This is a genomic window from Hansschlegelia beijingensis, assembly GCF_045505405.1.
Lineage (GTDB): Bacteria > Pseudomonadota > Alphaproteobacteria > Rhizobiales > Methylopilaceae > Methylopila > Methylopila beijingensis_A.
On sequence record NZ_JBJKEX010000243.1, the window covers coordinates 1 to 4,556 of the forward strand.

General features: G+C 69.5%; 4 protein-coding genes and 2 pseudogenes. 5 read left to right on the forward strand and 1 reads right to left on the reverse strand.

From position 1 onward, the window contains the following. The 5 genes and pseudogenes from ACIKT0_RS13325 to ACIKT0_RS13345 all read left to right on the forward strand — a co-directional run. Positions 1-320 (forward strand): ABC transporter permease subunit (locus tag ACIKT0_RS13325; RefSeq protein ID WP_407105808.1); only part of this gene is annotated, 320 nt, incomplete at its 5' end. Beyond that, complete coding sequence (locus tag ACIKT0_RS13330) at positions 317-1,231, forward strand: branched-chain amino acid ABC transporter permease (RefSeq protein WP_407105809.1); 915 nt, start codon at positions 317-319, stop codon at positions 1,229-1,231. The genes ACIKT0_RS13325 and ACIKT0_RS13330, both read left to right, overlap by 4 nt. Next, positions 1,231-1,776 carry a carboxymuconolactone decarboxylase family protein gene (locus tag ACIKT0_RS13335; protein ID WP_407105810.1) on the forward strand — a complete coding sequence of 182 codons (546 nt, stop codon included), beginning with the start codon at positions 1,231-1,233 and terminating at the stop codon, positions 1,774-1,776. The genes ACIKT0_RS13330 and ACIKT0_RS13335 overlap by 1 nt, the downstream gene beginning before the upstream one ends. A gap of 28 nt (positions 1,777-1,804) precedes the next feature. Continuing rightward, complete coding sequence (locus tag ACIKT0_RS13340) at positions 1,805-3,031, forward strand: ABC transporter substrate-binding protein (protein WP_407105811.1); 1,227 nt, start codon at positions 1,805-1,807, stop codon at positions 3,029-3,031. 98 nt (positions 3,032-3,129) lie between these two features. Continuing rightward, positions 3,130-4,371: pseudogene (locus tag ACIKT0_RS13345) on the forward strand (LLM class flavin-dependent oxidoreductase); the annotation flags it as partial. Between the two features lie 94 nt (positions 4,372-4,465). On the opposite strand, the pseudogene ACIKT0_RS13350 reads toward ACIKT0_RS13345, so the two are convergent. Beyond that, positions 4,466-4,556, reverse strand: a pseudogene (locus ACIKT0_RS13350) (winged helix-turn-helix domain-containing protein); the annotation flags it as partial.

Here is a 4,556-nt window from a genome sequence, read left to right on the forward strand (position 1 = left end):
GTTCAGCTTTCGCGCGGCTGACCTGGGCCCTGTCCGGCGCGCTGCTCGGGCTCGCGGGCGTGCTCGCCGGGCTCGACCGCGCGATCGATCCGCTGATCGGCTGGAACTACCAGATCCCGATCTTCGCCGCCGCGATCCTGGGCGGTCTCGGCTCGCCGCTCGGCGCGGTCGCCGGCGCCATCGTGATCGGCGTCGCGGAAGAGATGTCGGCGCTCGTGATCCCGACCAACTACCGGCAGGTCGTGAGCTTCACCGTGATCCTCGCGCTGCTGCTGTTCCGCGCGAATGGGCTGTTCGGAGCAAAGGCTGCGCGCAAATGACCGCTTATCTCGTCACTGTCGCGATCCTGGTCTGCGTGGCCGCGCTGATCGGCCTCGCCCTGAACTTCCAGTGGGGCCTCGCCGGGCTGGTGAACTTCGGCGTCGTCGGCTTCGTGGCGATCGGGGCCTATGTGACCGCGCTGCTGACGCCCGAGATCGGCTGGCTGCCCGCCATGATGGCGGCCGGCGCGGTCGCGGCCGCGCTCAGCACGGGGCTCGCGCTGCTGTCGATCCGGCTCGAGGAGAACTACCTCGCCATCGTGACGATCGGCTTCGGCGAGATCGTGCGGCTCGTCATTCTCAATGAGGAGTGGCTGACGCAGGGCGCGCTCGGCATCGCGGACATTCCGCGGCCCTTCGCGGCGCTGGGCGAGGCTCTCGGCGGCGATCTCGTCTTCATCGTCTTCACCTGCGCGCTGCTGGCGATCGTATTCCTCGGGCTCGAGGGGCTGGCGCGCTCCCCCTTCGGCCGGGCGCTGCGCGCCATCCGCGACGACGCGACCGTGACGGCCGCGCTCGGCAAGCCGGTGTTCGCCCTCAGGGTGCGCGCCTTCGCGGTCGGCGGCGCGGTGATGGGCGTCGCCGGGGCGCTGCACGCCTTCTACCTGCGCTACATCGATCCCAGCCAGTTCACCCCCATCGTCACCGCCTACGCCTTCATGGCGGTGATCGCGGGCGGGCGCGGCTCGAACATCGGCCTGCTGCTCGGCGCGGGCTCGATCATGGCGCTGCTCGAGGGCACGCGCTTCCTCAAGGACTTCATCTCGGTGATCGACGGCGTGCAGCTTTCGGCGCTGCGCCTCGGCCTGATCGGCGTCGGCATCGTGCTGCTGCTCATCCTGCGGCCGCAGGGCCTCGTGCCCGAGCCGCGGCGGCGGGCCGCCGACGTGCTGCCCGGAGGCCGCGACTGATGCCGCGCGTCACCCCCCTTCCCTCCTCCGCGCTGCCGCCCGAGCAGGCCACGCTCTACGAGACCTTCGCGAGCGGCTATGCGGACTTCCGCGACCAGGCGGCCGCGCTCGCCCACGTCCCGGCGGCGCTCGACGGGCTCTACGGCATGCTGCTGCGGCTGCGGGCCGAGGCGGCGGTTCCGCTTCGCTATATCGAGCTCGCGGTCGTCACCGTCTCGAAGATCAATCTCTGCGCCTACTGCGTCGCGCATCATCAGCCGCTGCTCGGCGTCGAGGGCGTGCCGGAAGACGCGATCGCCGCGCTTCCGGACTTCGACCACCCGGCCTTCGACGCGACCGACCGGCTGGTGGTCGAATATGCGCGCCTCGTCACAGAGACCCCCGGACGCATCCGCGACGGCGTGTTCGAGCGCCTGCGCGCGGTCTTCTCCGAACGCCAGATCGTCGAGCTCACGCTGCGCATCGCGCTCGCGGGCTTCTTCAATCGCTTCAACGACGCCTTGCAGATCGACGACGGGCGCTCGGCCCTGCTCCTCGAGACGTGACCACCCGAGCCCAGAGAAGGACGCCCGCATGACCGACGCCCTGTCCATGACCCGCCGCTCCGTCGTCGCCGGCCTCGGCGCGCTGCCGCTCGCCGCGGCGCTGCGGACGCCCGCCATCGCGCAGGCCGCCGACGTGCCGATCGGCATGGTGCTGCCGTTCTCCGGCGCGACCGGCGCCTATGGCCCGGCGATGAAGCAGGCCGCCGACCTCGTCGTCTCCAAGGTGAACGACTCCGGCGGCATCCTGGGCGGCCGCAAGCTCAAGCTGTTCATCGAGGATTCCGAGACCAGCGCGACCACCAGCGTGACGGCCAGCAAGAAGCTGCTCGAGGTCAACAAGGTCGAGCTGGTCGGCGGCTTCTGGGGCAGCCCCGAGGCGCTCGCCGCCAAGCCCATCATCCTCGCCGCCAACAAGGTGCAGATGCTGTCCTGCGCGGCGAACGCCGTGACGGAGGGCGACACCAAGGGGCTGATCTACCGGCTGCAGGCCAAGAGCAGCCAGTGGGGCCCGGCCGGCGCCAAGGTGATGGAGAGGATCGGCGCCAAGAAGGTGACGGTGCTGGCGCAGCAGAACCCGTTCATCGTCGCCATGGTGGAGCCGTTCAAGGTCGAGATGGCCAAGATCGGCGGCGAGGTGATCGACGTCGTGATGTACAATCCCGACCAGGCTTCCTACCGCGCCGAAGTCGAGAAGGCCTTCGGGCCGGAGCCGGACGCCGTGTTCGTGCTGCCGTTGCTCACCGACATGGTGTCGATCTCGAAGGAGATCTATCGCGGCGGCTTCACGTCGAAGGTGGTTTCGCTCGGCACCGGCGCGGACGCCGAGGGCAAGTTCCTGCAGGCGGTCGGGCCGGAGGTCGCCGAGGGCATCTATCACCTGCAGCCCGCGCCGCCGATCGAGAGCGCCTCCTACGCCAGGTTCGTCAAGGAGATGGGCGCTCCTGAGGGCACCGTGTTCCTGTTCGCCGGCAACGCCTGGGACCAGATCTGCATCACCGCGCTCGCGATGGAGCACGCCAAGACCCAGGAGGCGGCGGTGTGGACCAAGTCGGTCCGCGAGGTCTGCAATCCTCCGGGCGAATTCGTCGACGACGTGGTCGAGGCCCTGAAGATGATCCGCGATGGAAAGAAGATCAACTTCAACGGCGCCGGCTGCACCTGCGACTTCGACGAGAAGGGCGACTCGCTGAACAGGTCCTTCTACGTCCAGCTCATCAAGGACGGAAAGAACACCCCGTTCGCCGTGGTGAGCTGACGCTCCAGCGTCCGAGTAGAACTGTCGAACAACAACGACGCGCGGCCGTGGAGACCGCGCGCAAGGGAGCCGTGCGCCTGACGGCCACGGAGTAAAAGATGAGCCAGGACAAGCAGATCCACCTGTGTGGTTTCCTCGTCGCCGGTCCCGTGGTGCACAGCCACGCGATCTGGCGCAACCCGGCGCATGAGACGCCGTTTCTGACGCTCGGGCACTACGCCGGCATCGCCCGGACGCTCGAGCGCGGCATGTTCGACTTCGTGTTCTTCGCCGACCGGCTGGCGATCGCCGACCGCTACGGCGAGAGCCACGAGATCGGCATCCGCCATGGCGACCAGGACGCCACCCGGATGGACCCGGTGCCGATCCTCGGCGCGATGGCGGCCGTCACCTCGCATCTCGGCCTCGGGGCGACGCGGTCGACGACCTATGACGCGCCCTACAACCTCGCGCGCGAGTTCGCGACGCTCGACCACATCTCGGGCGGCCGGGCGGCCTGGAATGTCGTGACCTCGATGAACGACGGCGAGGCGCTCAACTTCGGTGTCGCGCAGCACCTCAGCCATGACGAGCGCTACGATCGGGCCGACGAGTTCATGGAGCTCGCCTTCAAGCTCTGGGACAGCTGGGATCCCGACGCGCTGGTGCTCGACCGCGCCGCCGGGATCTACGCCGACCCCGCCAAGGTGCGTTACGCCGACCACAAGGGCCGCTGGTTCCAGTCGCGCGGGCCGCTCAACATCCCGCGCAGCCCGCAGGGGCGGCCGGTGATCATCCAGGCCGGCTCCTCGGGCCGCGGCAAGGCGTTCGCGGCGCGCTGGTCGGAGGTGATCTTCGCCCTGCAGCCGAACCTGACCCGGATGGGCGTGTTCAAGGCCGACGTCGCGGCCGCGCTCGAGAAGGAAGGCCGCGCGCCGGACGCCGCCAAGGTGATGATGGCCGTGATGCCGTTCATCGGCGACAGCCGGGCCGAGGCCGAGGACAAGCGCGACCTGCATGACAGCCTGGTCGATCCCCGCGTCGGGCTCTCGACGCTCGCCGCGCACGCCAACGCCGACTTCTCGTCGCTGCCGCTCGAGGCGACCGTCAACGAGATCGCCGACACCGGCAGCCAGGGCAACCTCGCGGCGCTGCGCTCGATCGCTGGCGACGGCTCGACCACCATCGCGGAGGCCGGCCGCATCTATGGCCGCGGCGTGATGTGCCCGCGCGTCACCGGCACCGCCGAGGACGTCGCCGAGGAGCTGATCTCGATCGTCGACAGCGGCGCGGCCGACGGCTTCGTGATCTCGCCGGCCTTCCTGCCCGACACTTTCGACGACTTCGTCGACAGGGTCACGCCGATCCTCCAGAAGCGCGGCCGGCTGAGGAGCAGCTACGGCGCCGGCTCGCTGCGCGATCGTCTGACCGGCGGGCGGCGGCGCTCACGGCCCCCCCCCACACTTCCTGAAGAAGCGTTTCGCGCCCGACCACGGACGAGCCGGCGCGGTACAGATAGCGCAGGATCGCCGTCTCCTTCTCGGTC

Bases quoted from the DNA above. Each gene is read 5' to 3' on its own strand.
- ACIKT0_RS13330 (WP_407105809.1), top strand. From the start codon at position 317: ATGACCGCTTATCTCGTCACTGTCGCGATCCTGGTCTGCGTGGCCGCG.
- ACIKT0_RS13335 (WP_407105810.1), top strand. From the start codon at position 1,231: ATGCCGCGCGTCACCCCCCTTCCCTCCTCCGCGCTGCCGCCCGAGCAG.
- ACIKT0_RS13340 (WP_407105811.1), top strand. From the start codon at position 1,805: ATGACCGACGCCCTGTCCATGACCCGCCGCTCCGTCGTCGCCGGCCTC.